The sequence below is a fragment of the Persicirhabdus sediminis genome (genome assembly GCF_016595495.1).
GTDB classification, from domain to species: domain Bacteria; phylum Verrucomicrobiota; class Verrucomicrobiia; order Verrucomicrobiales; family Akkermansiaceae; genus Persicirhabdus; species Persicirhabdus sediminis.
Window position 1 is genome coordinate 112324 of record NZ_JAENIM010000046.1, and the last position, 26230, is coordinate 138553.

A 26230-nucleotide genomic window follows, 5' to 3' on the forward strand; every position below is an offset into this window, starting at 1 on the left:
CCTTGCCGTTATTCATGAATGCATCTGTCAGCTTTGCTGATTTGTTAATAGCATGTGAACGCGAGCATGCAATAAGATCAACCGCAAAGACGAAAAATGCGACAAGTTATCAAACGTCGCATTCTCCAGTCAGTATTAAAGAATGAATATATCGCCAGTTAATGAGCTGGCTGCTCGTGTTTCTCTTCTTTGTGAGCGTCGCCATGATCGCCCGCTGCTTCGTCGCCGTGACCTTCAGCATGTTCGCCGTGTTCGTCATCGTGAGTTTCGAAGAGCACCTTGGTTTCGCTCCACTCGTGTCTATCGCAAGAAACCATGCCCAACAATCCCACGATGGCTGCTACTGAGAATAGAAATTTTTTCATGTCAAGCGAGTGCTTAAACACCTAGCTGGCATTTGGCAAGTCACCAATTACACATAAATTGCGGAATAAATGATAAAATCATATTTCTAGCTGACCGCTAAATGCAAAAATTTAACCGCTTCTAGCTTGCGAATAGCGCATCTCTCGTTAGTTTGGGGTCAGTTTAAACATAACAACCTATGATCGCTCTTCCGTTAGCTTTTACCGTGACCACCATCCTCTCCATCGGTGCTCTTATCTTCGTCGGCATCTTTGGCCTCATTCTTATGAATTTCTTTGGTCTGTGGATTCAGGCCAAATCAGCCGGTGCACCAGTCAGCATCATCAACCTCGTCTTCATGCGCTTCAGAAAAGTGCCACCAGCGCTCATCGTTAACAGCCGTATTACGGCAATGAAGGCGAACCTCGCCTACTCTACTGATTCACTGGAAGCTCATTACCTCTCAGGTGGTGACGTCACCAATGTGGTGCTCGCACTGATCGCCGCTGACAAAGCTGGCATCCCGCTAACATTTGAGCGCGCCTGCGCCATCGACCTCGCCACTAAGGACACTGGCAAAACCGTTCTCGAAGCGGTACGTACTTCCATTAACCCAATGGTTATCGATTGCCCGAGCCCAAATGCCACCTCCAATAAAATCACCGCGGTGGCCAAAGATGGTATCGCCATGAACGTGCGTGCTCGTGTCACTGTGCGTACCAACCTCGACCGCTTTGTCGGTGGTGCTACAGAAGAAACCATCATCGCCCGTGTGGGTGAAGGTATCGTGACTTCCGTAGGTTCTGCGGAAAACTACAAGTTTGTCCTCGAGAACCCAGACAACATCTCCAAGCTCGTGCTCGGTAAAGGTGTCGACTCCGCCACCGCCTTCGAAATCCTCTCCATCGACGTTGCTGACGTCGACGTTGCCGACAACGTCGGTGCTCGCCTGCAAGCTGAACAAGCTGAAGCCGACAAACAAATTGCTCAAGCGAAAGCTGAGATGCGCCGCGCTGCTGCGGTGGCCGTTGAGCAGGAAATGTCTGCCCGTACTCAGGAAATGCGCGCTAAAGTGGTAGAAGCTGAGTCAGAAGTGCCACAAGCAATTGCAGAAGCCTTCCGCAATGGCAACCTCGGCATCATGGACTACGTTAAGTACCAAAATGTCAAAGCTGATACTGACATGCGTGATTCTATCGCTAAAACCGAAGATCACAGCTCAGATCAATAATTAACTCAACCCGCTACTCAGCGTGCTAGCCATCCAGCTGGCGCGCTGATTTAGCCACCTCAATCATTTATGATTCCATTAGTGTTGGCAGAATCCGGCGACTACGGCCAAATCATCTTCATTTTGATTGCCATGATCGTTGGTGCCTTCAACTGGCTCAAAGAACGTCGTGCCGCCCAGCGCCGCGAAGAGTTCGATGACGAGTATGACTACGATGATTCTCCCAACGAGATCGACGACGTCTACGAGCAGTACCGCGAAGAAATTCGCCAACGTCAGGCACAACAGCAAGCTCAGCAAGAGCCCGCAGTGCTTTCTCGCCAGCCAGCCGCTCAGCCACCTGCGCTGACCAGAAATAAACCAGTAAGCCAGCCACCTGGATTACCGGCAAAAGCCCAAAAGCCGCGCACACTCAGTGCCGCCGAGCGCCAAGCACTTGAACAAATCAAACAACGCCAGCAGCAACAGGCACGTAAGAAGCGCCCACAAGTCGCTGGCACCAGCGCTAGAGCGCAGCTGCGCTCACCGCAGAGCCTGAAGCAAGCCGTTATCTTACAAGAGATTCTCGGCAAACCAAAAGCCCTGCAGTAAGCGATCTCAAAACATCATTATTTTCCAGCCAGCTGGTCCATCCAGCTGGCTGATTGTTTGAAAATACATGATTTATTCACAAATCGACTTGACTCATCACACTTCCCCCCCTATCTCCTCCGCCCCACGAACTAATAAAATTTTCTCATGGCCACTACTGAAGTCATTCTACGCGAAAAAATCGAAAATCTCGGCGCTGAAGCCGATGTTGTAAAGGTTAAGGCTGGCTTTGCCCGCAATTTCCTCATCCCACAGGGCAAAGCTTTTGAGGCTACTCGTGGGAACCTACGCCACCTCGAAGCTCTCAAAGCTGCTCGTGCTGAGCGCGAAGCTGCTGAGCGTGCTGAAGCACAAGAAGTTGCTAACAAGCTCAACAAAACTAAGCTTAGCTTCACACTGGAAACAGGTCAGGGCGGCAAAGCATTCGGCTCTGTTACTAGCATCGATATCCACAAGAAGCTGGAAGAAAAAGGCATCGAAATCGACCGTCACGCTATCGTCCTTGATAAAGCTATCAAGAACACTGGTAAGTTTGACGTTGAAGTTAAGGTCTACACAGACCTCCTTGCTACTCTCAAAGTAACCGTTAAGGCTGCTGAAGAAGAGGTTGCTTAATTTCTAGCGAATACCAATTTCTCAAACAGGAGGCTTCCATTACGGAAGCCTCCTTTTTTTTTGCCCTCAGATCACCACTAGATGCGCTTCATGCTTGGAATTGACGGCAAACACCTCTACCAATAATGTAAGTAGATGGCAGCGCCAAACAAACAGCGCCACCCACTGGACCATCAGACTCTAGAAATTCACCCAAAACATGTTCGAGACCTGGCAGCAAAGCTTCATCGCTATCCTTACCCTATTTGTCTTCATTGCCTTCGTAAAAGAATGGCTTTCGGCTGAACTTGTCGCCATGGGCGCGCTCATTCTCTGCATGATTGCAGGCGTGCTTCCGCTGGATCCAGACAGCCCGTACAATGCGCTTAAGGTATTTTCTCATCCAGCGCCCATCACCGTGGCCTGCATGTTTATCATCAGCGCCGGGCTAGAGCGCACAGGCGTCATTGAAGCGCTAGGTAATCTATTTGAAAAACTAGCTGGCAATACCGCCAAGCAGATGCTCGTGGTGATGATGATCTTAGTCATTTTGCTATCTGGCTTTGTCAACAATACCCCAGTGGTGGTGGTTTTCATGCCCATCGTCATTTCTCTCTGCCGCAAACGCGAATACGCGGCCTCACGATTTCTCATCCCGCTTTCATACGCAGCCATTGTTGGTGGTACCATGACCATCATCGGCACCTCTACCAACCTCATCGCAGCTGGTATTTCCGCCGAGCAAGGCTACTATTTCTCCATGTTTGAAATCATGCCACTCGGCATTGTTTTCATCGTCATCACCGTACTCTACATGCTCACGCTCGGGCCAAAACTTCTGCCCGACCGCGTCACCCTAGCTACCTTGATTGATCCAGCTAGCCAGCGCGAATTCATCTCCCACGCATTTGTCAAAGCCGACAGCGCGCTAGATGGCACGCTCTTTACCGAAAGCCCGCTGGCAAATATGCGCAAAGCTCGTGTGATCGAAGTGCTGCGCGATGGCGTACGCCTCGCCACCCCGCTCAAGGAAATGACCTTCGAGGCTGGCGATGAAGTGGTCTTCAAAGGATCACTCGACGGCTTGCTTGGCATTTCCAAAACCAAAGGCATGGACATGCGTGGCCAGGAAGAACAACAAGCGAGCCTCGGACTGGAAAGCCTGCGCACAGAAAGCGCACTGCTCATGGAAGGTATCCTTGGCCGCAACTCATCCATGGTGGGCAAAAGCCTCAAGGAAATTGGTTTCCGCCAGAAATACGGCGTCATCATTCTCGCCATCCACCGCCGCGGTAAAAACCTCAAGGAGCGATTTGAAGATGAAAAACTCGCCTTTGGTGACACCTTGTTAGTGCAAGGTCCAGCTGAGCAAATGCGCCAGCTATTTGACGAGAAAGATTTCATCAACCTGAGTGAACCCAAACACACCGAGCTGCGTGTAAACAAAGCGCCAATCGCCATCGCAGCCTTAGTTCTCTTTGTTGTCGCCAGTGCCATTGGTGGAAAATTTGGCCTACCGCAAATTCCCGTAGTGGTGCTCGCCATGACCGGCGCGCTGATGGTTCTAGCTACCCGCTGTGTGGATACCCAAGAAGCCTATCAAGCGGTCAGCTGGAAAGTTATCTTCATGATCTTTGGCATGCTTGGCCTCGGTATGGCGATGGAAAAAACTGGCCTCGCCCAGCTGATTGCCGGCACAGTTGTTGAGACCGTCGGTCGCGATCACCCACACCTCGCACTCGCGGCCTTCTACCTGCTCGCCGCCGTGCTCACTGAAATTATCAGTAACAATGCAGTGGCCGCGCTGCTCACCCCAATGGCCATCATCGTCGGCCACCAAATGGGTGTCAGCCCAAGCCCATTTGTGGTTGCCGTCATGTTTGGCTCATCCGCCAGCTTCTCCACACCCATCGGCTACCAAACCAATACCTTTGTCTATGGTGCCGGTGGTTATAAATTTGGCGACTTCTTCCGTGTTGGCGCGCCGCTCGCCATCATCTTGTGGATCACCGCCAGCTTCTTGATTCCAAAAATCTGGCCATTCTAATCGCCCTGATAGACTTTGGGCATCTAATGACGCGCTCAGCTAGCTGAGCGCGTCATTTTGTTAGCTAGAAATCAAAACCCTGCCGCCTAGCTAGCTAGGTGAATGGTATCATTCCTCAACAGGAATGGCCTTGGGCCGCTCACGTAGATCGTCGCGTCTATCTGCGGCGGCTGGCTTTTTCGCACGCGACATCGGCGCTCTAACTTGTCCAAGCGCATTGCCTTGTGCATTGTTGCCAGAAAATGATCTAACCCGCACACCCGGCTGAAACCAAATACCTAACTCACCATTTTGATTCGCGCGGTTTTTGTCACACTTGATGCGCGTGGCTGCGCCAGCTACCACAATGCCAGTAAGGCCATTTTTGTTCACCGCATTAAGATCTAGCTGACAATCGACAACCGCGCTAACCATCACGCCAACGTCACCATTTTCAGCCACTGTATTGCGGTAAATTTTTGCCCTCGGAGCATCCATCGCCAGTACGCCAGCTAGACGATTTTCTTCGATGTAGCTCAGCTGAACTTCGCCAGCTCCACCATTCCAGATTTCCACTCCGTGGCGTTGATTCGATCTAACTTTGCAGCGGTCAACCACCAGCTGTGAGCCAGCATCTTCACAGCTCACCCCATTCCACAGGTTGTTTGTCATTTCACACTGCGACATGCGAACCTCGCCACCGCGACAAACCAGTACACCGTGGCCAGCACTATCAAATGCCTTCACTTTGCTAGCAGATAGACGACCACCGCCAACTACTAACACCGAGTATTGGTCTACCGTATCCGGCTCTCTATCATTGTGACGTAAAATCAGCCCCGTGAGCTGAACCTCTTGTTGGCTAGAAATCGTCATCACCGAGCCGTACAAACCTGAATACTCGATCACTGTTTTATCCATGCCGGCGCCCACTATCTTCACCCCATTTTTGACCCACAATGATTCCTTATAAATACCCTCCGCGAGGTGAATTTCATCACCATCCTTGGCCTGATCCAAAGCTAGCGTGATCGTTTTCACTTCAGCTGGTACACGAAAGATCTTTGGGTAATCACTGGCTTTTTTTAGCAACTCGACCGCCGCTAGATGTTTGGGGTCTTGCTCAACTGCCAGCTCAAGAAGCTCTAGCAACTTCTCAGAATAAATCCCCTCATCCATTGCCGTCGCTTTCTCATAGAGCTCGCGAGATTTCTCCCGCCGCTGCTCCACGATCTGCAGCTGGAACTGCCACAGCTGACGTTTCACAGCCACACCATCAACATCAGGAATCAACTCGTTAGCTTTATCCAATTCATCAATCGCAGATTCCAGCTGGCCAGATTCTGCATATCTATCAGCCCCAGCTAACAAATTATTAAAATTATATTCTAGCTGTGACTGTTCGATCATCGCAATCACCACGTCAAGCTCACCATCTTGAGCAAAATCACCGGCTTCGGCCACCAACTCACGAGCCTGATCAAACTTCCTTTTCTCTATAGCGAGCTCAGCCTGCTCCACCAATCCAGCCAACTGAGTTAGCCGGATTTCTTCTTTAAGCTGAGCCAATTGATTTTGCCAGTCGGCCAATTCGTCCTCGCTGACTAACATCATCGTGGAATCGGCTAGCTGGCTATCCACGGCCACGACATTTTTCGCTTCAAAATTCGCCTCTAGCTCACGTTTCCAAAGTCGCAGGTCAAAATCAACGTGCCTCTGCTGCACCAACTTCATTTTCTGTTTGTGCTCCTCGTCCAGATGGTAATAGACGCCAGCCGAACCGCCGCTCGCTAACAACGATACAGCCAAGATACGCCCCCACCTCAGCCTAGCTTTGGATTCGTCAGCTTGTTCATTCGTAGATTCTTTATCGTCCTTCATCGGTGCTCGGGGCTAGCTGAAAAAACGATGAGCCACAGGATCAGCCATCTCATTAGATCTTAGCTGGCTGGTAACCCGCAGAATTGGAGGCATCTGACTCCCCTTCCATTCATTCAGGTCAAGGCGACGTTTGATCCAACGCACCGCGTCTTCATGTCGCCCATCATGGCCGATGATCTCGTCAGATGAAAGAAGCTTTTCTCTATATAATGTGATAATTTCCTCTGCGACTAACTCACTACAAGGCAATCGCATGCTCACAGGCATTTCACATCTAGCAATTTCCACCCCCTGGCCTTGCAAATAATCAGCTAGTAATTGCAGCTGGCTAGGGAAACAATCCGCCAGCAAACTAAGGTGCCCCATCGATCTACCACCTAAAACATATTCACCTAGCTGATAATCTAATTTGTTCATGCTAGAGATCACTAAAGTCGCGGAGCTCTCAGCCTGCGACATCAACCACTGAGACTGCAGGCGCTCTAGCCAGCTAGCGCGGGCAAACTCGTCAACTTCCCCTATCAGACTTTCATCGATAGCTGGGTAGAGCCAAGTAGAATCACTCGTCTCGACACTAGAATCTACAGCTGGCTTGGCTAACAAAACACATTCATCTCCAAGAGCCAAGCGCGCAATGATCACTGCTAGCTGACTCGACAATGAGCCGTCAGCATGCAGAACCACGCTACTAACACCGCGACAATGGACAAAATCTCGCAGCCCAAGAACCAGCGCGCTCAATAAATGTTTTGCCTCCTTATAATCTAACTTCGCCACGCTAGCATCTGAATCCAACAAGTTAATGACTTGCAGGTCATCAGCCAATACTTGCAGCTGCGAACTCAGTGAGCCGTCTGAATTGACTGCAAATGAACCACCCGCCATCACCCTATCACCACGACCACCAACTTCATTGAGGTAAATCAAGGGCAGATTAAATTTTGCCGCCGTCTGAGCAAAACTCTCTCTATCAACAGGCGCATCGGCCCAGCTATAGGCATGTGAACACAAACATACCAAGGCCGCTGGCTGGGCCACTTCATTTGCCACAAGTAAAGATTCCAGCAGCTCACAGAGCTCGCCACCACCGCCGAGTATGGCTGACTCAACGGCAATGATGATAGATTTTCCAGCTACATCAACCACCCAGCACTGCGGCTGACCGTCTTGATTGAGCACACTGGCTTCAGCCGATCTAACTTTCCCGTCATGCAAGACATACAGCCGTGGCTGCAACCTACCATGTGCCTCATTATATTCTTCAGTATATAAAATCAGCGGCTCAGCTACAACACTCTCAGATAGAAAGTCCATCGCCTGCATCTCTTTTTCGCTGAAGTTAGACCGCTCTAGCAAACGACCAGGCCAGCCGCCTGACATCGCATAGGCTGGAACCAAAACCACATCAGCTGAACGATCTATCATCTCTCGATAGACCGACATCATCCGTTTCACATTCGCGGGAAAATCCCCCAAAACGAAGCTTACTTGTGCCAAGCCAACTTTCACCTTTGCAGAGAACGATTTAGCGATACCGAAACAAATCTAGACATATATTAGTAGTTTTTCCGTGTTTTAATTCACCATTGTGCTAGTTTCAGCAATTACATCCCCATAGTGGCCAGCCAGCAAACAAACTATATCTACCAATTCACACCGTGAAAGCACTACTTGAAAAAATTCCATACACCTCTGACCGTTGCTATAACCTTCTGGAATATAACGAGAAAAGTTTCCTCACACCATGGCACTATCACCCAGAAATTGAACTTATATTATTCCTAGAAGGGTCTGGTACAAAATATGTAGGAGATAACATCTCTACCCTACTAGCTGGCGACTTATTACTGCTTGGCCCCAATTTGCCACACTACTGGTCCAGCTCACATGAGAAATCTACCGATCAATCCATCGCCAAGTCATTAGTCATTCAATTCAAACCCGATTTCCTCGGTAAAGAAATCCTAACGAAACCTGAATTTCTCAATATCCAGGCACTCTTCGCTCAATCAGCTCGCGGTCTAGCCATTCACGGTAAAACCAAAGACCTGGTCATCGAGCTGATGCACTCGCTGCCAAAGTTAGCTCCATTCGAAGCTCTAACTACGCTGCTAAAAACTCTCAACTGCATGGCTAATGCTCCAGCTGAAGATCTATCTGCCATCGCCAGCGTCGCCTATCAAAATAAGCTGCCAGATCAATACGACGACCGCATGCGCAAAGTAATGAACCTAGTCTCTACTCAATACCATGACTCTGAGCTCAGCCTGGATCAAGCTGTCCAGCTAGCTGGCATGAGCAAGGCTGGCTTCTGCAGATATTTCAAAAATCTAACGCGTAAAACATTTTCTAACTACCTCACCGAAGTTCGCATTGGTAATGCCTGTGCCCGTCTCATTCATACCCAGAAGTCGATCTCAGAAATTGCCTTCGAATGTGGCTTTAATCATTTGTCCTACTTCAACCGCTGTTTCAAGAAAATCAAAGAATGTAGCCCCAAGGAATTTAGACAACATAACAACAAACATCTAGCTACTAGCTAGTGATAAAAAATAATCGTGACTGCTAAGTGCATGACAAAAATAAATCATATTAGCTAAAATCATGAATTAGTAATGTATTTAGGTTAACATAATGCATTAGTAGGCAAAATCAGTATGAGCTATTTTGCAAAAGTTCGCGTATCATTAAAATATATGATGGCTACTATCGATACAATTTCTAATCACCCACAACTCAGTGAACAGACGAAGTCTCTCATCTCAACAGCTCTGAATAGCTTTGAAGAGAATTTCTCCAAAGAGCCATGTGCCGTAGCCCTAGCTCCAGGACGAGTTAACCTGATTGGCGAACACATCGACTACTGTGATGGCTTTGTTCTACCAATGGCTATTGATAGATACATCGTATTTGTCACTGCACCTAACGACGACAATGTCATTCGCTGCATTGATGCCTCACTACTCGGTGAACCTGCAGTAGAAATTCCCATCGACTGTGATCTAGAAATCAGCACACCAAAATGGGCGAACTACCTCCGTGGTGTCGTTGATGGCTATTTCAAAAAGGGCATGGTGCCAAAATCTGGATTTGATGTATTCATTACCTCTAACGTACCTAAAGGTGGCGGACTCTCCAGCTCAGCGGCGTTAGAAATGGCCATGGCCTTCGCCCTCAAAGTCAATGGCGCTGAAGATAGCCAATCTGTCAGCACTGAACAACGCGCGCTGATCAGCCAACACGCCGAGCATACATTCGCAGGTGTGCCATGTGGCATCATGGACCAATTCGCCTCAGCCTTTGGCCAAAAAGATCAACTCACTCTGATCGATTGTCGCAGCCAGGATGTAGAACTCGTTCCATTCACTGACGAATCATTGAGCATTGTTATCGCCAATACTAATGTCTCACACGAGCTCAATGATGGTGAATACGCTAGCCGTCGCCAACAAACAGAAGATGGCTTACGCATTCTAGCAAAACCATCATGGCGCGATGTTAGCTTAGATGAAGTCGTCGCCAGCAAAGAGCAAATGGATGAACTCACCTACAAGCGCTCTGTCCATGTTGTTGGAGAAATTTCCCGTACCATCCAAGCTGCTGAAGCACTCAAAGCTAACAATAGCAAAAAATTTGGCGAGCTCATGAAATCCAGTCACAAATCTCTACGAGACGACTTTGAAGTTTCATGCCCTGAGCTCGATACCATGGTAGATATCGCCCTTGAACTTGCTGATAAATACGGCGTTCTCGGCAGCCGCATGACAGGCGGCGGCTTTGGTGGATCTACAGTTAGTCTGGTAGCTAGCCAAAATGTTGACTCATTTATTGATGAGCTCAGCTCACTCTATCAACAAGCCACAGGCATCACCCCAGAAATCTTTGCCAGCCGACCAGCGACTGGCGCACAAGCAATCGGCATGTAATCCACTAGTTTGCATTTACTAACTAATACTTGCTTCTCTATAGAAATCCTATTAACTGTATCATTATGAACACAATCGACCTCATAGTATTCTTCGTCTTTATTGCCTCGGTGATTGGACTAGGTTTATTCAAATCTAAAGGCGAAGGCAAAGACTCCGAGTCTTACTTCCTAGCTGGCCGCGGCCTCATGTGGTGGCTCATCGGCGTATCACTCATTGCAGCCAACATCTCATCCGAACAGCTCGTTGGCATGTCTGGCTCAGCAGCTGATTACCTTGGCCTAGCAATTTCCAGCTACGAGTGGATGGCAGCTATCACCCTAGTTGTTGTTGCTTTCTTCTTTATCCCTTACTTCCTCAAGACTGGCATTTTCACCATGCCTCAGTTCCTTGAAAAACGTTACGGTAACGGCGCCCGCGTCATCATGGCTTTTATTACCATGATCATGTTAGTGCTCGTTAACCTGACTGGTATTATTTACGCAGGCGGCCTAACGATCAGCCAACTTTTTGCTGATAGCGAGACACTTAACCTAGGCCTCACTGGCTGGTGTTGGGTAATCGGCATGATTGCCGCTGTCTACATCGCAGCTGGTGGTCTTAACGCCTCAGCTTGGGCCGACCTGATTCAAGGTATCGCTCTGGTTATTGGTGCCGCAATCATCACTTGGTTTGCACTTAACAAACTGGGCGCAACTCCAATCGCCGAGCTCACAGCTGGTAGTGTCAACCCACACGATGTGGCCGATGACGCCAGCGGTGTGGAAAAACTCATCGCGCTCAACCACGAGAAAATGCACATGGCGCTTCCTCGCTGGGACAAAAACATCCCCTGGACCGCGCTGATGATTGGTCTTTGGATTCCTAACTTCTACTACTGGGGTCTCAACCAATACATCACCCAACGTGTACTTGGTGCTCACTCACTCAAAGAAGGCCAAAAAGGCATCGTCTTTGCAGCGGGCATGAAGCTCATCGTTCCTTTTGTTGTCGTTATTCCAGGTATCATTTGTTTCAACCTGTTCAGCAAAGATCTAGCTGAGATTCACAATAACAGCGCCGCTGGTAAACAAGCTAACGCAAGCTACGAACAATACCTCGGCGATGCTGATAGTAAAACAGGCTTTGTCGCTAACATCCAGTGGGCTCGCCTACATGAAGAAGAGTCCAAAGCTATCGACGAGCACAACCTCGCCGTACTCGACGCCAATGGCGCTGACACCTCAGCTATCCGCAAGGACGGCATCTCTGAGGAAGAAAGATTTGCAACTATCCCAGCCATGCTCACAAGCAACAAGGCGATCTCTGTAGTTCCACTACAAGGTTACAAATACGACGCTTCACTCAACCTCATGATCAAGCGCCTGCTTCCTGAAAATTCAGGTCTGCAAGGATTTGTTCTCGCCGCTTTGTTTGGTGCGATTGTTAGCTCACTAGCAGCTGTTCTCAATGCCGCGTCTACCATTTTCACAATGGATTTCTATCAACGTTACATCAACAAGGAGTCTTCCCAGAAAGGGTTAGTATTTGCTGGTCGTATCGCCGTAGGTATCTTTGCTGTCACAGGTTGCTTGCTTGCGCCTAACCTCGACAAGTTTGGTTCTATCTTCAAATACATTCAGGAGTTCCAGGGTTATATTTCTCCAGGTATCCTCGCTGTGTTTGTATTCGGAATGATTAACCGCCGCGCTCCTCAGTTAGCTGGTGTTGTTGGTCTGTGTATCAACCCATTCCTCTACGGTGCGCTGGCCTATACTACAGACCTCGCCTTCCTCGATGCGATGGCTGTCTGCTTCTTCACCAACATGCTCATCATGTACGTCATCGGTATGCTTATGCCGCTTAAAGAGCCTGTTGAATTCCATAGCAATACCACTATGGACATGACTGGATCTCCAGGTGCCAAAACAGCAGGTATCGTTGTCTGTATTGCCACTGTAGCTCTGTACGTTATCTTCTGGTAACCGATCACTAGCTAGAAAATTTACCCATGCCCGAGGTCGCTGACCTCGGGCATTTTTTATGCCGCTCAGCATCCACTTCTTGCTTAGAAGATTAAACAAGCGTATTTTAGCGATTATGAAATGGAAAGGTCGTCGCAGAAGTAGCCATGTGGAAGATAGACGCGGTCAGCAAGTCACTGGCTCCAGTTCTTCTAGAGCGGGTGCAGGCCTCCTGCTAGGATTATTCATGCGTGCTGGCGGCAAAACCAAAATACTCATCGTCGTTGGCGCCTTAGTGGCCATTTTTGTTTTTAAAATCAACCCGCAGACGCTCCTTCAATTTGCCAGCAGTGGAGGATCAGCTCCACAAGTTAGCCAAGTCTCCGAGGCACCTAACGACGAGATGCGCGCCTATTTAGAAACGATCAAAGCCGATAACGAAGATGTCTGGGCTAAAATATTCCAGGCGGATGGCAAAGTGTACAAACCATCAAAGATGGTCATCTATCACGACAAAACACCCATCCCCGGCGGACTGGCTGACTCTCGTATGGGGCCATTTTATATGCCCGCTAACGAAACTATCTACATCGACCCGCACTTTTTCAACGAACTCTCTAGCAAATTTGGCGCGCAGGGTGATTTTGCCCAAGCCTATGTAGTCGCTCATGAAGTGGGTCACCATGTGCAAAACCTGCTAGGATATAGCGATTACGTTCACCAACAACGTGGCAAAGTCTCTGAGGTAGAATATAACAAACTATCGGTGAGACTAGAGCTGCAGGCAGATTTTCTAGCTGGCGTATTTGCCCATCATGCCGACCGCCAGTTTAAGGAATTTCTCGAACAAGGAGACATCTCAGAAGCCATGCAATGTGCGCACGCTATCGGTGACGATACGCTGCAGAAAAGCGCTGGTAATAAAGTGGTGCCAGATTCATTCACTCACGGAACTAGCGAACAACGCGCACGCTGGTTCGAGTTAGGTTATAAAACTGGTGACCTGGAGTACGGCGACACCTTCAGCATCGGCTACTCTCAGTTGTAAATAACCCCGCTTGACCACTCTAATCAGACTTAATCATCGCTTGAGCCAAGGGACAGGAAGCAGTATCGACTTCAGCCCCGCTGCGATACTTCTCCAAGATCGTGCGCGACCTTTGCGCTAACATGCGGCGCACTTCGCGCCGTTTCCCCTTCTCACGCGGAATATGCATGTGATCGTAGGCGGTCGTTTGATGACGCATCCAGGCAATAACCGCTGCTTCTGCACGCTTTTCAATAGGAATCATCTTGGTGCGCGCCACCGTGCCACTTCCAACAGGCGTTGCATGCTCCGTGATCAAGTCGGCCATTTTGCTAGCCAGACGCGCGTAGCTCGGCGCGAAGTTCAGAAAGATAAAAACTTCGCTGTTAAATTCATCGCGGTATTCTTGGTATTCTTGTTCGCGACGGCGACGCCCTGCATCTAATTTTTTCTGATAGGCTGGATCAGCTCGTTCAACTTCCAGCTGACGGCGGAAATACTCGATACGCTGCGCTGGAGCCCACAGCCCACGGGAAAACATCTTGCGTCCCTTTTTCTCTTTCATCACCCATGTTGGGCCGTCTTTTTTAATCCGACGAGTCAAGGCGGCATCCCCCGGAGGCAACAATGCCCAGCCAGCTGGCACAGGGATTTGACGTCCATCATGAATGACGTGACGATCCAGCGGTGAAGGTAAGACATCGAGTGATTCAGCTGACATGGCCATTATCAAAACCGCAAGCTGACCTATCGTGCAAGACCATTTCTACTCAAGCTACCGTCTAGCAAAATTATGCAGAAACGTTAGCATCACCACCATCTTCAGATTCATCACGGCGAAAACCGATAAGGAAATACACACCACAGGCGAGAACCATCACAGCTAAACCGCCCCAGAACCACAACCAATGATGGCTCAATCCCGCCACACTAGCAAAATACCAGCCGCAGACCAAACTGCCCATCACAGCGCCCACACCATTGGCGAGCACGGTGATCAATGCCTGCGCCTGAGTACGCAGCTCACCACTAACACGTCGATTGACAAACATCTGCCCAGTGATGAAGAAAAACGCAAAACATGGCCCGTGCATGGAGATGCCAATGTAAGCTGCAGCTAGACCACCATTAATTCCAGCGGCTACAAACAGGCTATACTGCACCACAGCCGCTCCCATTGCCACTAGGAATAGAAGACGAATTTTCCCCTTGCTGATCCAGCCAAGAGCTAACAAAGCGAAGATTTCAGAGCCCTGACCAATCGTCATGTTAGCCGACGGCGTTGCCGATCCGAGGTGGACTAAAAATGGCGCGGTGTACATGTAAAAGGCGCTCAACGGAATGGATAGCAAAACCGTGGTGATTAGGAAAACTCGTAGGTCTCGCTGCTTAAACATCACCACCGCCTTGAGGCCTAAATAATCACGCCAATCATTAGATTTTTTCCCCTCAGGGACGGTCACCGGCATCATCAAACAACTCAGTCCCATTAGAAATCGAAAGCCAGCTGCTAACATGCCGCTGTAGGCAGATTGATCTAGCATCAGCGCTGAAACGATCAGACCTCCAACAATCCAACCAACCGTGCCCCACGTGCGACACAGCGGAAATTGCCTGTCTGGGTTAGAAAAATTAGACATGGCAATAGAAGCAATCAATGCTCCCATGGGCGCAGAAATTAATGCTGTGAGCCCCTGCATGCTTAAGAAAAACCACGCACCACCCCAGCCGTATTGCAATGAGGCAAAAGACAGCGCCAAGGTGACACCACCAGCGGCCCCAAGTGCGCCCACTAACTTTTGCGCCTGAACTTTCTGGTCAGCTAGAGCACCAAAGATGAGTGGTGAAAAAATTGAGGCAAATGGGGCGACCGCAAATGCGTAAGGAATCACCCAAGCCATATCTCGCTGGCTCAATATATTAGACATCGCTGGGATCCACATCCCCTGCGCCGATAACCACAAAAAAAACACCACGCCTATCCATGATGTCCCCCCTTTTTTAAACTGTGTGATGAAGCTCGGCACAGCACTATAAAGCGTCAGCTAGACCTAACTAGCAAGCGCAATGATATCGGTCACTTTTTTGCATTGAGCTAGCTTGGGTTGCGGCTCGCCTTCCGTGTTTATTCGCTTTCTTTCACACCGACCACGCTGTCGTCACAGGCCAAATCACCCAGTGCGTATTGAATGCCATCAAGGTAAAATTGCAGCATTTTGGCTGACTCGTAGCTCTCCGGCTGGTGAGATGGAGAGACATAAAAAACTCTACCAGCACCAAAAGGTTTGATCCATGCCACATAACGTTTCATGCCCACTACCTTCTTATGCTCTTGGGTCTGTTCATCAAGGCTGCTGATGTCCATTTCTAGCAGCGGTCTGAAATTCATCTTCTGGTAGTCATTCTTGAAAATGTACGGTTCATCATTGTGGCTGAATGATTGGCCATCAAATGCGGCTAACAATGGATGCGCGGGCTCAACCGGAATCAATGTAAGATCTTGTCGTTTAGGATGCATGTCAAAGCTGCCTCCCATCATTCGGCTGAAATCATCTGAGTTATTCAGAATGTTGATCGCCCCGTGAATACCAACAATTCCCTTACCCGAGCGGACAAATGATAACAGATCTTTCTCCAAGCCGCTGGCAATGGCTTCACGCTTTTCATCTGACAACCTAGCAAATCGCTCTTCTGACCTCAGTACATCAAGAAACAAATTACGCTCAGGTCTAGCGGAGCATGTATTGTTAAGAATCACCGCATCGTAGTTAGCTAGAGAATCACTAGCAAAATCGGCAATGTCGCTAGATTCCACAATTTCAAATGCCTGAGTTTTCTCAGCCAGAACTTTGAGCACCTCTACCACATGCGGAATCACGTCGTGTTGGTAACCAGTCGCCTCCGAATATAACAAAACCTTGCGGGGCTTGGCTGGCTTCACGCTAGCTTCAGCTGGCGCCAATGATCTAATCTTATTCACCCAAGCATCGTTAGGTGGAACAATTTCATCCTGCGCTACGGGCACATCTTCAGCCGCAGAGCTAAACAGCAAACCAGCTGCACAAAAAAATAGACCCACAATCAATGACTTCATAAACAAGTGCTAGAGCAGCTAGAAAGCAAAACAAAGAGCCAAATGAAAAAATCGATAGCAGTAGATTCCCCCGCCTATTCGATAGAAAACAGATCAGCTCAAGCGTTTCATCATTCATTCTCAGCTAGCTGGCATTTGTGCATCGACACATCTACGACGATAAGCAAAATATGAGTTCCAAAATTATGTTTACTCGCCGCCTAGTCATCGCTCTATCCAGCAGTCTCATTCTAGCCAGCTGCACGTCTAGCTATTATTTAGCTCCTGACAGCAAGGCGCAAGCACCTGCAGAAAACCAGCACATCACCATGCGGGTGGGAGAAAAGAGGCTCTTGGTAGCCGATGGCGTCGAGCGTGCTCAGCCAGCGATTCCATCAAAAATTGATGTCTACGTAGAAGATGCTAACATCGCCACCATCACTAACCGTTCGTGGCGAACCTACGTGGTCGCCAAGCAAGCGGGAACCACCAAAGTCTACCTCAGTGGTGGGCTTACCCGCCACCAGCAAAACCGACCAGAGCCACCCTATGTCACGCTCACCGTGACACCTTAGCTCCAGCTAGCTGGAAAACAAAAAAGCCTCCGAGATCTCGGAGGCTTTTTGTTTACAAAATGATTTCCAACAAAGTTGATTAGAAATTGGTACGTCCGATGTCAGTACGCTTTTGCGCGCCATCGAAAGTGATTTTATTGAGCTGCTCGTAGGCGGCGTCAACGGCCTCAAGGCGCTCAGATCCACCGGCAACCACAGCTAGCACGCGGCCACCGTTAGTTTCCCACTGATCGTCTGCGTTCTTGCGAGTACCCGCATGATAGACACGAGCATTTTCCACATTTTCCAGCCCAGAGATCACATCACCACTGCGTGATGTAGCTGGGTAGCCAGCGCTGGCGAGGATGAGGCAAACACTCCAGCCGTCATCGAAGCTGAGGATGTTTTTGTCGAGATCACCTTTAGCTGCTTGGAAGCAGAACTGCGCGAGGTCACCTTGCACGAGAGGCATCACAGCCTGGCATTCTGGATCGCCAAAGCGGCAGTTGTACTCGATGATTTTTGGACCATCAGCAGTCATCATCAGACCGAAGTAGATGAATCCACGGTAGGGAAGATTGTCTTTGTTCAGGCCAGCTACAGTTGGCTTAACAATAGTTTCTTCAATGGTTGCTAGCTCTTCTTGTGAGATCAGCTGGAGGCTAGAAACTGCGCCCATGCCACCTGTGTTAGGACCTTCGTCATTTTCAAAAATGCGCTTGTAGTCACGAGCAGGCGTGAAGATCTGATAGCCGTCGTCACAAACAGCAGCGAAGATAGAAACTTCTGGGCCAACCAGACATTCTTCTACCAAGAGGCGGCCAGCACCAAACTTGCGCTCGACGAGCACTTCCTGAAGGAATTCTTCGGCTGAAGCTTCATCAGGACAAACAGCAACACCTTTACCAGCTGCGAGTCCATCAAACTTGAGAACTGTTGGGTAAACGCCATTGATCGCTGCACGAGCTTCCTCGATGTTAGCACAACCAGTAGCTCCACCTGTTGGGATGTTGTGGCGCTGCATGAATTCTTTAGCAAACTCCTTGCTCGCTTCCAGCTGAGCAGATTGTCTGTGCGGTCCCCAACATGGGATACCAGCTTCTTCACACAGGTTAGCCAGGCCTTCGTCTTTAACGAGGTAGCTTTCTTCACCGGCAACACAAAGGTCCACCGCATTATCTTTCATCCAGCTGATCAGGCTGTGTAGCCCGTCCACATCTACTGGCTTGGCCAGATCTGAAATGGCATCGCTTCCTGGGAAACAATACAGCTCAGTTTCTGTGGCTGACTCTGCCAGTGCTGTGATCAATGCGTGCTCACGACCTCCTTTTCCTACAACGAGAATCTTCATGCGCCGAGAGAAACCGAGCCAGCCACAATGAGCAAGTTTTTCTCGCAAGAAATGTGCATTCACTTGTGCTGAAAATCCACTCCAACGACGCGCCCAGCTGGCGAGCTGAATGCTAGAAATACCTACTAGCTAGGCGTGCGTACCTCTTGGCCAGCGCGATTTTTCCTACAGCGGCAAATCATTCGCGCATTGGTAGTTGTTGGACGTAGCCGTGGAAAATTCACCAAATACGCAAAAATCCATGCCGCTCGCTGGGCAGCCATGGACAAATCGACCTTGCGCACGAGCACATGATTCCGTGGTCAATTTTGCCAGCTAGAGCCAATGATATTTAATGATGGTGAGAGGATTTCACCATTTTGGCTATTTCTCCACGCCAAGTAGAAAAAAGATAGGCGGCAAATTTCATTTGCCGCCTACCCTGAATTTATTGCTATGAGACAATGGCTTACTCAAAGATGAGGTAGCCGACTTGCTCGGTAGTATGCTTGCGCTCGCTATCAGTCAGCTGATCTTCATCAACGATCAGATCAATGGAATCGTTAGACAGAGCATTCGCACCAAACAGAGCCGGCCATGAACCATCAGATCCATCCATGCCAGATTGGCTCAGCGCTACGGCAGCTACCGAATCGAATCCTCCAGCGCTGATGTCATAGCTGTAGCCATTGTTACTATTGTTAGTGAAATTTCTCACACTATCAGCTCCGAGAGCGGCATGGTAATTCACTCCTTCGATAGATCCACTACCCGCCTCAATGACGATATAACCAATCGTTTCGTTAGCGCGCGATGGGTCAGCATCAGCTCCCACATGCTTACCTAATGCGAGAGATGATCCATCAGCTGGACTGTTGCGTACGCTACCGTGACTCCAGAATACAGATGGCTTCACGTCATTAGATGACATCACTTGCCCCAATACCACTGGGCTGCTGTAGTCATTCAGATAGCTGCGAAACTCTGAGATCCAGTTCGTTTTGTCAGCTGTGATCGAGCTGTCAAATTTCACCGCCTCCATCGTCACCCCGTGATCATCGAGCGTATAAATGCCCTCTTCCACAACTACGATAGAAACTTCTAGCTGGATACTATCAGTAAGTCCGTCAAAACGGTCTAACTTCACTTCAAAGCCCGAGTCATTCACATTACGAATGCGCGTCACTACAGGCGGCGTATTGCTATCCACATAGATTGGCGTCGCTATCACCACAGGAGAAACGTAGCTAGCTGAACCAAAGTCAACCGTCGTCCAACCAGTGCTGCTGACATTATTCACGACGACACGGCCTAAGTTAGGTGGCTCAGGCACAGCATTCACAGTCACGCTTACCAGCCCCACGTTAGACTCAAACTCACCATCATTCGCGGTAAAGGTGAAACTATCATCCTCCTCAGAGTTAGGGTCTGGTTGATAGGTCGCTACATTTGCACTCAGGGAAACCGTGCCATTGGCTGGTTGTTGGCTGATTGTGTAACTGAGCACGTCACCATTTTCATCACTAGCTGATAGAATGATATCAACCGAGCTATCTTCATCGACGCTCACACTTTGGCTGCTAGCTACAGGAGCCACGTTCACTTCATTTACCGTGACCGTCACCGTAGCTAGGTTAGAATCTAGCAAGCCATCATTGGCTGAGAAGGTGAAGCTATCCTCACCTACAAAGCCAGCTGCTGGCGTATAAGTAGCCGTTCTACCATCAAGAGTCACCGCGCCGTTAGCTGGCTGGCTAACAATGCTATAACTCAGGCTAGCTCCTTCAGCGTCACTTGCTTGTAAGGTCACGTCCAACGAGCCGCCTTCATCAACACTACTCACCATATCGGCAGCCTCTGGAGCTGTGTTAGCTTCAGGAGCAGTCAGCAAATTGTAGTTGATCAAATTATCTACCTGCTCAGATGTGATTGCGGATTTTGTGATCCAGACTTCATCAACGAGGCCATTAAACTTAGCCAATGAGTTGATTATCATCGCGGTATCATCTCCGCTATGCCAGCCGCCATATTCCACACCATCTTCGTAGAATTTCAGCTCATTGCTAGAACCTTTGCAGCTGATGGCAACGTGATGCCAAACACCAGTGTCTAACTCAACTGGTGCTGTCGTAGACGTCCAAGTCTTATTATCACTAGAGTGCCCTGTACGTAGGTAATAATTGCGATCACCTCCTAGAGCTCCGTTATAGCTAAAGTTGTAATTCACCTTACTGGACTTGGATGCCAGGCGGAACGATTTGCTAGTATCACTCTCATTAGACTTAATCCACATCGCGATACTCCAGTCCTCGCCAGTAGTAAATGCTAGCTCGTCCAAGGAAATATGACCTAAGCCATCAGACTGGAAACTACCTTCACCAAATCGACCATCAGCGGACAAGCTAGCACTATCACCAACGATAGAGCCATCGTGATCATTACCTGATAGATCAGAGGTATCGACATCAAATGAATAGTGAACTACGACATCATCCTCGGCTGGCGTGATGACTAAGGTCGCACTTGCAGTATCGCTCAGCTTACCGTCAGAAACGGTATAAGTGATCGTATCTACGCCACTCTCTCCGTCGTTAGCAGTATAGCTAAGTACACCGCCATCCAGAGATAGTGTTCCTTTGGCTCCATCCACAAAGCTCACGACTTGCAGCGCGTCACCATTTGGATCGGTATCGTTAGCCACAACGCTCAATGGAGTCTCAACGCCCTCGACTACATACAGGCCATTATCATTCACCGCTGTTGGAGGCAAATTGCCATCCAGCAAAGTGATATCCACAGTCGCTAGGTTAGAGAAATAGGTTCCATCATCAACCCGGAAGGTGAATGAGTCAGATCCCACATAGCCCGGAACTGGTGTATAGCTAGCCACATTACCCGCGATAGAAACACTACCCACAGCTGGCTGATCAACGATGCTATAGATCAATGAATGTCCCATAGGACTACTCGCTTGCAGTGAAATACTAACTGGCCCTCCATTATCTAATGTCGATGAGCTGGTTGACTCTGCAACGGGCGCATCCGCCGCAGCTTCTATTTCCACAACAACCTGCGCTTCGGCAGTATTTCCTTGTGGGTCACTAATCACGTAGGTGAAAGCAATATTTCCCTGCTGTCTAGTCTCAGAAGTATAGATGATCTGCTGGTTCTCGCTATCAATCACCGCACTGCCACTGCTAACGGCTCCGACGGAAACGATGCTTAGTGAATCGCCATCATCATCTTCGTCATTGCTAAGAACCTCAATAGATACGGATTCACCTTGCACAACAGAGGCAATATCATCAACAGCCACAGGAGCATCTTCTACCGGTGTGATAGTAATGTTAACCGTAGCTGGTGGTGAATTTAGACGTAGATCTGAGCTTCGATATGTGAACGAATCAGGGCCGTTATACTGACTATCAGGCTGGTAAATAAAGGTACCATTAGAATTCATTGTCAGCTGGCCATGAACTGGCTGAGTCAGTACTTGCACCACTCTATAATCACCCTCGGCATCATAATCGTTAGCTAGTAAGCCGCTATAGGGATCTAGCACAGATAGCACTGTGTCTTCTGCTAGGCTATAACTGTCGTTAGTAGCCAACGGCTCGCTATTTTCGATAGGCACACCTAGGACTTTGATGTTATCTAGCTGGACTTTTGGTGGAGACTGACCGGATTTGACGTAGAACCTAAGCATCAAGTTAGCATTCTGCTCCGCCTCAGCAGGCAAGTCGAACTTCACTCTAGTCCACGCAATATTACCATCTTCATCATCAGGAGTTGGTGATTCATTGAGGTTGCCGCCAGCTGGAACGACTGCCCCCGATGATGGGGAAAATACGCTACCAACAATGGCGCTCACTGCATCAGGTCCACCGATGCCACTGTAGTCAATGCCTACACCATCAGCTGTAATGGCGTACAACTGATCGTCTGCTAGAGGTTCTCCAGCCGACAATGTCGTCACAGTCTCATTGACTTTTTCGAGTTCATTCCAAGAATTACCACCATCAGCGCTCCAGTAGCTTTTGAGATAATGGTCCTTGTTCTCGAATATATTAGCTAGGTAGCGTTCGTACTCGACACTGATTTCAGTGAAATTGCTAGCATCGACAGCGACACTGAGCGTTTCTCTTGATTCACCTTTATTGCCACGGACAATTTGTAATGCCTGATGGCTAAAATCAGCCTCCTGAGAAGCATTAGAATCAACAAAGGAATAACTAAATTCAGATCCGGAAACCCAGTTATTAGTATCTAGTGATGCCGAGCTCCAATCTTCAGTAAAGAATGGTCGCTGCGCCGAGAAGACCTTTTTCACATAGATGTGGGCGGTCGCAGATTGACTAGTCAATTGCCCATCGGTCACTGTATATGTAAATGAATCAGGCCCCGTATAGTCACCCTGCGGCGTATAAGTAAATGTACCGTCGCTAGAAACACTAACTGAACCACCTTGAGCACTGATTTGATCAAAGTCAGCCACTGCAATTGCGTTGCCGTCAGGATCGTAATCATTAATTAACAAGCCATCAGTCGGCTCATTGATAGACAGCTGCAATGTCTCAATTGCCTCATAATAGTATGGCTGGTCATCAACCGCAACAGGAGCATCATTCACCGTATCGTTTACCACAATACTGACTTTAACAATATTACTGATGCCCTGTTCACCTATCAGCTTATAGGTAAACCAATCACGGCCAGAATAAGCTGGATTTGGGATATAGCTGAATGATCCGTTAGCTGACAAGTTCAACTCGCCTGAGTTAGTGCTCTCTAGCAAGCTGACAGTAACCGCTGAGTTTTCAAACAATCTATCATTGGAAAGAACACCATTTCTAGCTGAACGGCTGAGTGAGCCATCCTGGTCGACAGAATAACTATCGGCTATCGCTTGAGGAGCAGCAGCAGCAAAACTAGCTGAACGAGTGACACGGAAAGCATCTGATACACTCGCCTTACGAGAATTACTGCTAGCAGTTACCTTGACGATGGCATCACCACTATCAGCACCATTGTATGTTAATGTTAGTGTTGAGTCAGAAAGTTCAGCTGAGACAAAACCAGTATCACCAGTGATGCTCACGGTATAAGTCATATCATCACTACGAGTTTCGCCTAGCGGATTGAAAAACACATTAGCTAGATCGATCACGGTCTGTGATTGGTCAGTAAAAATCAGCTGGTTAGCCACAGGCTCAACCACATAAACTCCGAGGCCATCGAAAGCACTAGGCAAGCTGTCTACTTGCTCGTGAATCCAGTTATCATAGCTGATAGATGGAATTTCAAATGCATCAGCAGGCACATATTCTAAAGCATAGTTATATGGCTCCAGCTCGGCGTTAGTTTTGCTCATTTCGCTCTCAGGCATAGGCATATTGCCGGTGCCGTTGATGAATGGCGTTGCTTGAGGCGTTTGTTCATAAGCGAGATAGCCTTTATAAAAGTTACCATTCTGCATGTAGAACATGTTATTCACTACCGCATCCATGTAGTCTCTACCAGCGTGGCCCATGGCTGCGATTCCTTTGAAGTCACTCTGCGTGCGGCCAGCTAGCGCACGAGGCGTTAGTGCTCTAGCAAAGGTGACATCTTTCACTAGCCTCTGATATGAGTTAGGGTGAAACTTGCGTGAATAAATGTTGTTCACATTATTCAAATAGCCACCGACTAAGGCATCAATATTGCCTCGTCCCGTATTACTCACACCACGTTCGAATCCCTCGAAGTGGCAATCAAAAAACTTCCAGCCAGATCCTTTATTATGGGTGCTGAAAGCATCGCCCATTGGCTCATCGATGTTGCCAATGAAAACAGAATTATAGATCACCATGTTATGGAAATACTTTTGCCGAACGCCCTTCTGCACACCAAAGACAACTAAATCTTCCATGTAGTTAGCTGGACCACCAGATTGCGAAAAGGTCGCAAAAACGCCCGTCCAACCACCATAGTAGCTGTTATTTTTCATCCGAGTACTGGCGTGATACAAGCCAGCTAACTCTTCTGTCTCAAGCTCAGGGTCTTGGGCAAACTGCGACGGCAAACTTTCCGAGCTGAAATCTACCAAGTCCTCATCGGTTTGCCAGTGCGCTAGTCCGTGGCCAGTAAATCCGCTAGCTACATTGCGCTCAAGGCGAACAAACTGAGAGTGAATCCAGTAGCCATCACCCGCGTTGCCAAAAATCTTAAACAGATCACCGCCGCCATTGTTATGCTGGCCCACGCCGTGGGTACGGATAGAAACGTTATCAATAAACTCACCGATCTCGTTACCAGCTTCAGAAACGAATGATGCGCCATCAATATCGTAAGACACATTGCTATTAATCTTGGCCGCACTTGAGTGGTTGACATAGGCCCAGCCAGGAGAGCCAACCACGGCACAGCCTTCTACCACAGCTAACTCTTCAGCTGTGCCAGCGCGGTGAAAATGCACTGGATAACGAGCAATAGGGTTGTAGGCAGTACTTAGCAACTGGCCAGACTCATCGTACTCAGCCATGAGAATTTCATCACGCCCAACTAACTTGTTAGTACGTCCCATTTCACGGAATAAAACATAACGAAGTTCAGCTTTATTACTATGCATCATCATCGTGTGACCACGGTTGATGTACTCGGCGCCGACTAACACATCTTCTTTTCCTGGCGCCGTTTCTACGATGATATTACGGGTGAGGTTAATGATATGCATGCGCAGCTCTAGGCCATCTCTGGTGTGGCGCGGCGTGATATGATCAACAGCCAGAGGGCTATCCAGCGTGATCACTGCATTTGCTCGATCTAACGAGCTGATAGTTCTCACTTCATCGCCCTCAGCGTCAGGCCTACAGTTAGCGATAACAATCTCATCGCCACTCTGCCAATTTTCCGGCAGACGGTCCAGCTTGATAGTCGTCTCCCCTTGAAGCGCTGAGCGGAATGTGGCACTTGGCTCACGCTCCATGCCATGAGCGATCCAAGTGCCGTGAGCGACTACCCCGAGGCCCAGTTTCTGCGGATCAAAATCTGGGCTAGAAGCATTGCTGATTTCAAAGTCATCAATGTTATCGATGACTAATCTAGCGGTAACAGAATCCTGCACGGGATCCTCTGCCGTGCCCATGATCAGCGCGCCTTCAGCGTGCACCACTAAAGTGTCTACATGCAGCTCGGTATCGGCGTCTGTGGCAAATTTCAATATGCCATCAACACGAATCGTCCGCAGCAATGTGGTATTGATAGAATCTACCGTCACCGTGATGCCGGCAGGAATAAGAACTCGTGCCTCTGAGTTAGGTAGGCTCCCGCCCCAGGTACTCGCATCAGACCAATCACCGTCTTGCACGGCTGTATGAGTGACGGCACTCTCTTTCACCAAATCAAACACAGCCATGTGCTCTCTCATTTGTGGTGAACCTTCCATATGCTGCCCCGAGGCAAAGCCATGCAGCCCTAATGATAGAGCTAGGCTTACGGCACAGGGAGCCGTAAATAATTTTATCTGCTTCATGTTGTTTTTTCGATGGAATAAACACTCCAAGCTATCGGTCAGAAACAAAGAGCGGGAGACTTCTGACTGAAATGGAGCTTGTTAACCACCAGCTATAGCTCACCTGAGTCATATCCGTGAATCAAAAAAGTATTTACATACGAAACCTAATGATCACTGAGGAAAAGTCACTTTTCAGCCAAAAATCACCTTCGCAGCA

Annotated in this window: 18 protein-coding genes; 10 read left to right on the forward strand and 8 right to left on the reverse strand. The window is 48.7% G+C overall.

What is annotated here, in order from left to right:
* Positions 1-158: 158 nt before the first annotated feature.
* A complete protein-coding gene (locus JIN82_RS15745; protein WP_200312629.1) occupies positions 159-365 on the reverse strand; it encodes a hypothetical protein in 207 nt (68 codons plus the stop codon).
* A 179-nt stretch (positions 366-544) separates the two neighbouring features.
* Here JIN82_RS15745 and floA point away from each other — a divergent pair, with 179 nt between their 5' ends.
* The 4 genes from floA (at position 545) to JIN82_RS15765 (ending at position 4808) form a co-directional block, all read left to right on the forward strand.
* A complete protein-coding gene (floA, locus tag JIN82_RS15750) occupies positions 545-1576 on the forward strand; it encodes a flotillin-like protein FloA (RefSeq protein ID WP_200312630.1) in 1032 nt (343 codons plus the stop codon).
* Positions 1577-1645: 69 nt separating this feature from the next.
* Entirely contained in the window at positions 1646-2167 is a 522-nt protein-coding gene (locus JIN82_RS15755) for a hypothetical protein (protein ID WP_200312631.1), read from the forward strand.
* Between the two features lie 147 nt (positions 2168-2314).
* Complete coding sequence (gene rplI, locus JIN82_RS15760) at positions 2315-2782, forward strand: 50S ribosomal protein L9 (protein WP_200312632.1); 468 nt, start codon at positions 2315-2317, stop codon at positions 2780-2782.
* A gap of 199 nt (positions 2783-2981) precedes the next feature.
* A complete protein-coding gene (locus JIN82_RS15765; RefSeq protein ID WP_200312633.1) occupies positions 2982-4808 on the forward strand; it encodes an SLC13 family permease in 1827 nt (608 codons plus the stop codon).
* A gap of 108 nt (positions 4809-4916) precedes the next feature.
* On the opposite strand, the gene JIN82_RS15770 is transcribed toward JIN82_RS15765, so the two are convergent.
* Both JIN82_RS15770 and JIN82_RS15775 read right to left on the reverse strand, forming a co-directional pair.
* A complete protein-coding gene (locus JIN82_RS15770) occupies positions 4917-6668 on the reverse strand; it encodes a right-handed parallel beta-helix repeat-containing protein (RefSeq protein WP_200312634.1) in 1752 nt (583 codons plus the stop codon).
* Between the two features lie 12 nt (positions 6669-6680).
* Positions 6681-8093, reverse strand: coding sequence for an NAD(+) synthetase (locus JIN82_RS15775; RefSeq protein ID WP_234042103.1), 1413 nt, complete (start codon positions 8091-8093; stop codon positions 6681-6683).
* A 233-nt stretch (positions 8094-8326) separates the two neighbouring features.
* Here JIN82_RS15775 and JIN82_RS15780 point away from each other — a divergent pair, with 233 nt between their 5' ends.
* From JIN82_RS15780 to ypfJ, 4 genes are all read left to right on the forward strand, one after another.
* Positions 8327-9211 (forward strand): AraC family transcriptional regulator, encoded by an 885-nt coding sequence (locus JIN82_RS15780; protein ID WP_200312636.1) that lies wholly within the window; start codon positions 8327-8329, stop codon positions 9209-9211.
* A gap of 114 nt (positions 9212-9325) precedes the next feature.
* On the forward strand, positions 9326-10594 hold the full coding sequence (gene galK, locus JIN82_RS15785; protein ID WP_200312637.1) for a galactokinase: 1269 nt from the start codon (positions 9326-9328) through the stop codon (positions 10592-10594).
* 65 nt (positions 10595-10659) lie between these two features.
* Positions 10660-12558 (forward strand): sodium:solute symporter family transporter, encoded by a 1899-nt coding sequence (locus JIN82_RS15790; RefSeq protein WP_200312638.1) that lies wholly within the window; start codon positions 10660-10662, stop codon positions 12556-12558.
* A gap of 115 nt (positions 12559-12673) precedes the next feature.
* On the forward strand, positions 12674-13585 hold the full coding sequence (gene ypfJ / locus JIN82_RS15795) for a KPN_02809 family neutral zinc metallopeptidase (RefSeq protein WP_200312639.1): 912 nt from the start codon (positions 12674-12676) through the stop codon (positions 13583-13585).
* Positions 13586-13604: 19 nt separating this feature from the next.
* Here the strand turns inward: ypfJ and JIN82_RS15800 are convergent, their stop codons facing one another.
* From JIN82_RS15800 to JIN82_RS15810, 3 genes are all read right to left on the reverse strand, one after another.
* Positions 13605-14285: a DUF2293 domain-containing protein gene (locus JIN82_RS15800; RefSeq protein WP_200312640.1), complete on the reverse strand. Its 681-nt coding sequence runs from the start codon at positions 14283-14285 to the stop codon at positions 13605-13607.
* 70 nt (positions 14286-14355) lie between these two features.
* A complete protein-coding gene (locus JIN82_RS15805; protein ID WP_325099528.1) occupies positions 14356-15591 on the reverse strand; it encodes an MFS transporter in 1236 nt (411 codons plus the stop codon).
* 98 nt (positions 15592-15689) lie between these two features.
* The gene (locus JIN82_RS15810) at positions 15690-16658 is read right to left on the reverse strand and encodes a ThuA domain-containing protein (protein ID WP_200312642.1); all 969 of its coding nucleotides are present in this window, start codon (positions 16656-16658) and stop codon (positions 15690-15692) included.
* A gap of 137 nt (positions 16659-16795) precedes the next feature.
* Here JIN82_RS15810 and JIN82_RS15815 point away from each other — a divergent pair, with 137 nt between their 5' ends.
* On the forward strand, positions 16796-17212 hold the full coding sequence (locus tag JIN82_RS15815) for a hypothetical protein (RefSeq protein WP_234042105.1): 417 nt from the start codon (positions 16796-16798) through the stop codon (positions 17210-17212).
* A 79-nt stretch (positions 17213-17291) separates the two neighbouring features.
* Here the strand turns inward: JIN82_RS15815 and purD are convergent, their stop codons facing one another.
* A complete protein-coding gene (gene purD, locus JIN82_RS15820) occupies positions 17292-18542 on the reverse strand; it encodes a phosphoribosylamine--glycine ligase (RefSeq protein ID WP_200312644.1) in 1251 nt (416 codons plus the stop codon).
* Between the two features lie 135 nt (positions 18543-18677).
* On the opposite strand from purD, the gene JIN82_RS15825 reads away from it, so the two are divergent.
* Positions 18678-18836 carry a hypothetical protein gene (locus JIN82_RS15825; protein ID WP_200312645.1) on the forward strand — a complete coding sequence of 53 codons (159 nt, stop codon included), beginning with the start codon at positions 18678-18680 and terminating at the stop codon, positions 18834-18836.
* 154 nt (positions 18837-18990) lie between these two features.
* Here the strand turns inward: JIN82_RS15825 and JIN82_RS15830 are convergent, their stop codons facing one another.
* Positions 18991-26031 (reverse strand): Ig-like domain-containing protein, encoded by a 7041-nt coding sequence (locus tag JIN82_RS15830; protein ID WP_200312646.1) that lies wholly within the window; start codon positions 26029-26031, stop codon positions 18991-18993.
* Between the last annotated feature and the right edge of the window lie 199 nt (positions 26032-26230).